Source organism: Roseateles sp., from assembly GCF_019237615.1.
Lineage (GTDB): Bacteria > Pseudomonadota > Gammaproteobacteria > Burkholderiales > Burkholderiaceae_C > Pelomonas.
On the sequence record NZ_JAFAGT010000090.1, the window covers coordinates 1 to 4,923 of the forward strand.

5 protein-coding genes are annotated in these 4,923 nt (G+C 68.8%); all 5 read right to left on the reverse strand.

Features of this window, described 5'->3' with window-relative positions; genetic code table 11:
* On the reverse strand, positions 1-750 hold a 750-nt coding region (locus JOY88_RS18690; RefSeq protein ID WP_293504144.1), incomplete at its 3' end, for an aldehyde dehydrogenase family protein.
* Positions 751-761: 11 nt separating this feature from the next.
* Complete coding sequence (locus tag JOY88_RS18695; protein WP_293504145.1) at positions 762-2,456, reverse strand: thiamine pyrophosphate-binding protein; 1,695 nt, start codon at positions 2,454-2,456, stop codon at positions 762-764.
* Positions 2,449-3,249 (reverse strand): SDR family oxidoreductase, encoded by an 801-nt coding sequence (locus tag JOY88_RS18700; protein ID WP_293504146.1) that lies wholly within the window; start codon positions 3,247-3,249, stop codon positions 2,449-2,451. Before JOY88_RS18700 ends, JOY88_RS18695 begins: the two co-directional genes overlap by 8 nt.
* On the reverse strand, positions 3,242-4,099 hold the full coding sequence (locus JOY88_RS18705) for an IclR family transcriptional regulator (protein ID WP_293504147.1): 858 nt from the start codon (positions 4,097-4,099) through the stop codon (positions 3,242-3,244). Before JOY88_RS18705 ends, JOY88_RS18700 begins: the two co-directional genes overlap by 8 nt.
* 7 nt (positions 4,100-4,106) lie before the next feature.
* Complete coding sequence (locus tag JOY88_RS18710; RefSeq protein WP_293504148.1) at positions 4,107-4,883, reverse strand: SDR family oxidoreductase; 777 nt, start codon at positions 4,881-4,883, stop codon at positions 4,107-4,109.
* Positions 4,884-4,923 lie beyond the last annotated feature (40 nt).

Genomic DNA, 4,923 nt, shown 5'->3' on the forward strand with positions numbered 1-4,923 from the left:
GAGCGCGTCGTCGAGCCGGTCCGGGCCCATGGCTACGCGCATGCCCCGGCCGCCACCCCCCATCGCTGCCTTGACGATGACTGGGTAGCCGAGCTTGCCAGCAAGCGCCTTTGCCTCGAAGCTGTCGCGGACCGGGTGATCACTGCCGGCCAGCACGGGCACGCCGGCCTGCTGGGCGATGCGGGCCAGCTCGATGGCCATGCGCGGGGTGATCTCGGCGGGCTTGAAGACCACGGCGCAACCGGCCGCCAGGGCCGGCGCCAGCTTCTGCGCCTCGCTGGCGATGGGCGAGTTCCAGGGCGTGATGGCCGCGACCACGCCCATGGGCTCGTAGACGCTCATGGTCATGAAGTCGCCGCGGGGCGGCGTGAGGGTCTCTTCCATGGTCTCGCAGGCCGCCGCGAAGAACTGGAAGGTGCCGGCAGCGCTGGCCACGAGGGCGCGTGTCTCGCTGATGGGCTTGCCGTTATCGAGGCGCTGCAGCTGGGCCAGCGGCTCGGCACGCTCGCGGATCAGTTGGGCGATGCGGTAGAGCACGGCCGCGCGCTCGTGCGGCTTCTTCTGGGCCCAGCCGCTGGTGCGGAACGCATGGTCGGCCTTCTGGATGGCTTCTTCGACATCGGCCAGGCTGGGCGCGCGCAGGCGGCCCACGACTTCGCCGGTCGCGGGGTAGAGCGTGGCAGATTCGTCGCCGCCGCCCAGGCGCCATTCGCCAGCGATATTGATGGGTAGCAGTTCTAGCTTGGACATAGTGGAACTCCTCACTGAGCCTTGGTGGTGGCCGGGATCTGGTCCAGCTTGTTCACCGGCGGGCCCGAGAACGTGGTCTTGAAGCTGCCGATGGCGCGCATATCGATTTCGAGAAGGAAGGGGCCCTTCTTGCTCCACGCGGAATCCAGCACGGCGGGCAGCTCTTCCAGATTGCTCACGCGGGCATGGGGCAGCTTGATGGAGGCGCACAGCTGCGCATAGTCGGGCGTGTGCAGCTCCACATAGCAGCGGCGGCCGCCGTAGGAGGCGTCCTGGATGTTCTGGATCACGCCGTAGCGCTGGTCGTTCATCAGCACGATCATGGTGTCGCACTCTTCCTGCACCAGGGTCGCGAGTTCGCCCAGGTTCAGGATGAAGCCGCCGTCGCCGGCCAGACCCAGGGTCTTGCGGCCCGAGCCAGTTTCCGCCGCGCCCACGGCCGCACCGATGGCCATGGGCATGCCCATGCCGATGCCGCCGCCCGTGGCGTGCACGCCGGCGTTGGGCTCGAAAAAGCGCAGCTCGCGGTTGCCCCAGGTGCTGTTGGAGACGGTCACGTCGCGCACCCAGTTGAAGTTGCGGCCCACCACCTGCTGCAGCTGCTGCACCAGCTCCTTGTACGGGCCCAGGCCGTCGCGCATGGTGGCCACGACTTCGTTGTGCGTCTGGCGCAGATCGGCCAGCAGTTCGGGGTCGGCCTGGTAGCCGCGGGCTTCGAGGCGGTCGGCCAGGCCGGTCAGGGCCAGGGCCGAGTCGCCGCAGACGAAGCCGTCATCCATGTAGCAGCGGCCCTGCTGGGCGGCGTCCACGTCGATGCGCAGCAGCGGGCGCGGCAGCTTGAGTTCGTACTTCAGCGTCTCGTTGCTGCGCAGGCGCGTGCCCACGGCCAACATGGCGTCGCAGCGCTGGTAGAAAGCCTCGACGGGCTTCTGGATGTTGTAGGCGCCAAGCGTTGCCGGATCGTCCTCGGCCACGATGCCGCGGCCCTGGCCGGTGCTGACGATGCCGAAGCCCATGGCCTTCAGGCGTTGCACGGCCGCGCCCGCGTGGCGGGCACCGCCGCCCAGCCACAACAGGGGGCGGCGGGCCTTGGCCAGCTGGTCGGCCAGCGCATCGAGCGCGGCTTCGCTGGGTGCCAGCACGGCCACGGGCAGCGGCGACAGGTCGGCCGGCATGTCTATCAGCGCCTGCTGGATGTCGATGGGAATCTCGACACTCACCGGGCCCGTGGGCGCGGTCATCGCGGCCTGGACCGCGGCCTTGAGCGTGGACAAACAGGTCTCGGCGCTCAGCACGCGGAAAGCGGCCTTGGAGACGGCCTTGAGCATGGTCAGCTGGTCCGGCGCCTCGTGGATGTACGACAGCTTCTTGTCCAGATACTGGGTCTCGATCTGGCCCGTGATGTGCAGCAGCGGCGTGCCGGCCGTGTAGGCCTCAACCAGGCTGCCGGCGATGTTGCCGGAGGCCGGGCCGGTGCTGGTGATGCACACGCCCAGACTGGAGGTCGAGCGCGCGCAGGCGTCGGCCATATTGCCGGCGCCGGCCTCGCCGCGCGCCATCACGAAGCGCACCTTGCCGCGTGCAAACATGGCATCGAGGATGGGCATGTTGTGGATGGAGATCACCCCGAACGCGGCCTTGACGTCGCAATGCTCGAGGAATTCGGCAATGACGGCGCCGACGGTGATTTGGGTTGCGTTAGGCATGGCGGGAAAGGCCTCCGGAAACATCGATATGGCTGCCGGTCGTGTACGACGACAACGGCGTGGCGAGATAGAAAATGGCGCGGGCGGCTTCGGCGGGCGAACCCAGGCGACCCAGCGGAATGGATTTCTTGCGGGCCAGCTCGGCGCTCCACTGCTCCCAGCTCTGGCTCCGGTCCTCGCGGGCCTCGAAGCGGCGGCGCCACTGGCCGGACTCGATCAGGCCGACCAGGATGCCGTTGACGCGCACGCCCTTGGGCGCGAACTCGGTGGCCATGGAGCGCACCAGGTTCTTGAGGCCTGCGCGCGCGGCCGAGGTCGCGACCATATGCGGCTCGGGCTGGGAGGCCAGCAGCGAGTTCACGCAGACGATGGCCGAACCCTCGCCGCGCTCGAGCTGCGGCAGAAAGGCGCGCGTGGGATGCAGCACCGAGAAGAACTTCAGGTGCAGCTCCTCGGTCCAGGCTTCGTCCGTGGTGTTCTCGAAGGTCGAGACCCGGCCCTGGCCCGCGTTGTTGACGAGGATGGTGGCCGGACCCAGGGCCGCCTCGCTGGCCAGAGCGAACTGCTGGACCTGCTCGGGCTTGAGCACATCGCAGGCCTGGGCGAACAGGCGTTCGCGGGCCTGGGGATGGCGCTCCAGCAGCTGCTGCACGGCCTGTTCCAGGCGCTCGGGGTTGCGGCCGCACAGGGCCACGCGTGCGCCCTGGGCCAGCAGCAGCTCCACCGTGGCCAGGCCTATGCCCGAGGAGCCGCCGGTGACGACGGCCGTGGCATCGAGTTTGAAATCATGCATGGCCGCCTCCTGCGCGCCGTGAAGTGATGGACAGGACCTGCGCTCCGGACTGCGGCCGGTAGTTGAGCAGCTCCGACAGTTCGTCGGCCGCCGCGCAGACGCGCGGCACCAGTTCCGTCTGGCCCTCGGAGTCGATCTGGGCCGAGGCCAGGGTCACGCCCAGGGCCGCGACGACGCGGCCGCTGTGGTCGCGCACGGGCGCCGCGATGGTGGAGATCGAGCTTTCGAAAAAGCCGGCACCCGCCACATGGCCGCGCTCGCGGTCGGCCTGGGCCAGATCGAACAGCTCGAGCACGGTCCTGGGCGTCTGGGGCGAATGGCCTTCCAGATGCTCTTCGGGGTAGAGGGCGCGCAGCTCGGGCAGCGACAGATCGGCCAGCAGCACGCGGCCCAGCAGCGTGGCATGGGCGGGCAGGCGCGTGCCCACGCGCACCGAGCTGGTCAGCGGCGTGGGCGGCGTGACCTTGGCCACGTAGACGATGGAGCGGCCGTCGCGCACCACGATGTTGCAGGGAAAGCGGATCTCGTCGCACAGCCGCGCGATCACGGGCTGGCCCAGCTCGGTCAGGTCCATGGAGGACAGGAACTCGAAGCCCAGGCGCAGCACGGACAGGCCCAGCCGGTAGTCGCTGCCGCCCTCGGCGCGCTGCAGAAAGCCCATGCTCTCCAGCGTGTTGAGCATGCGGAACACCGTGGCGCGCGGCAACTGCAGGCGGCGCGCCAACTCGGGCGCACCCAGCGTGGCATTGCCGCGGCCGAACTCCTGCAGCAGGCGCAGGCCGCGCTCCAGCGCGGGCACCATGTATTTTTCGGAGCCGCCGTCGGCGGAGGAATTGTCGTTGTCGCTCATGGGGCGCTCAGTTCATGACGAAGCCGCCGTTGACGGGCAGCACCTGGCCCGTCACAAAGCGCGCGCCATCCGACAGCAGATAGGACACGGCGCCCGAGACGTCCTCGGGCCCCTGCTCGCGCTGCAGCGCGCGCTGCTCGATGTAGAGGCGGTGGCGGTGCTCGGGCACGTACTCGGTGGCCTCCACCAGCACCAGGCCCGGAGCCACGGCGTTGACGGTGACGGCGTCGCCGCCCAGCTCGCGCGCCATGGCATGGGTCATGGCCATCACCGCGCCCTTGCTGGCCACATAGGCCATGAGGTTGGGTGCTCCCCACATGGCAGTGTCGGAAGCCAGATTGACCACGGCGCCGCGGCCGCTGTCCTTGAGCGCGGCGCGGCAGGCGCGCGTCATCAGCCAGACGCCGCGCACATTGACGTTCATCACCTGGTCCCATTTCTCGAGCGCGATGTCGTCCATGCCCTTGCCGCCCGAATCGGTGACGGCCGCGTTGTTGACCAGGCCGTCGAGGCCGCCCAGGGCCTGGACCGCCTGCTGTGCGCAATGCTCGATGGAGGCCGGGTTGCCGGCATCGAAGGCCACGCCATGGGCTTGCAGGCCCTGGGCGCGCAGCTGCGCCACGGCCTGGACCAGCAGCTCTTCACGCAGATCAGCAAGCACGACCTGCGCGCCCTGAGAGCACAGCGTCTGCGCGAAGGCAAAACCCAGGCCGCGTGCGGCACCGGTAACGAGGATCCGGCGCCCTGCGAGCTGACCGGTGGGATGCGTGGTGTTCATCGTCATTTTGGACCTGTTTTGTTTCAAATATGAAATGACACTTTTT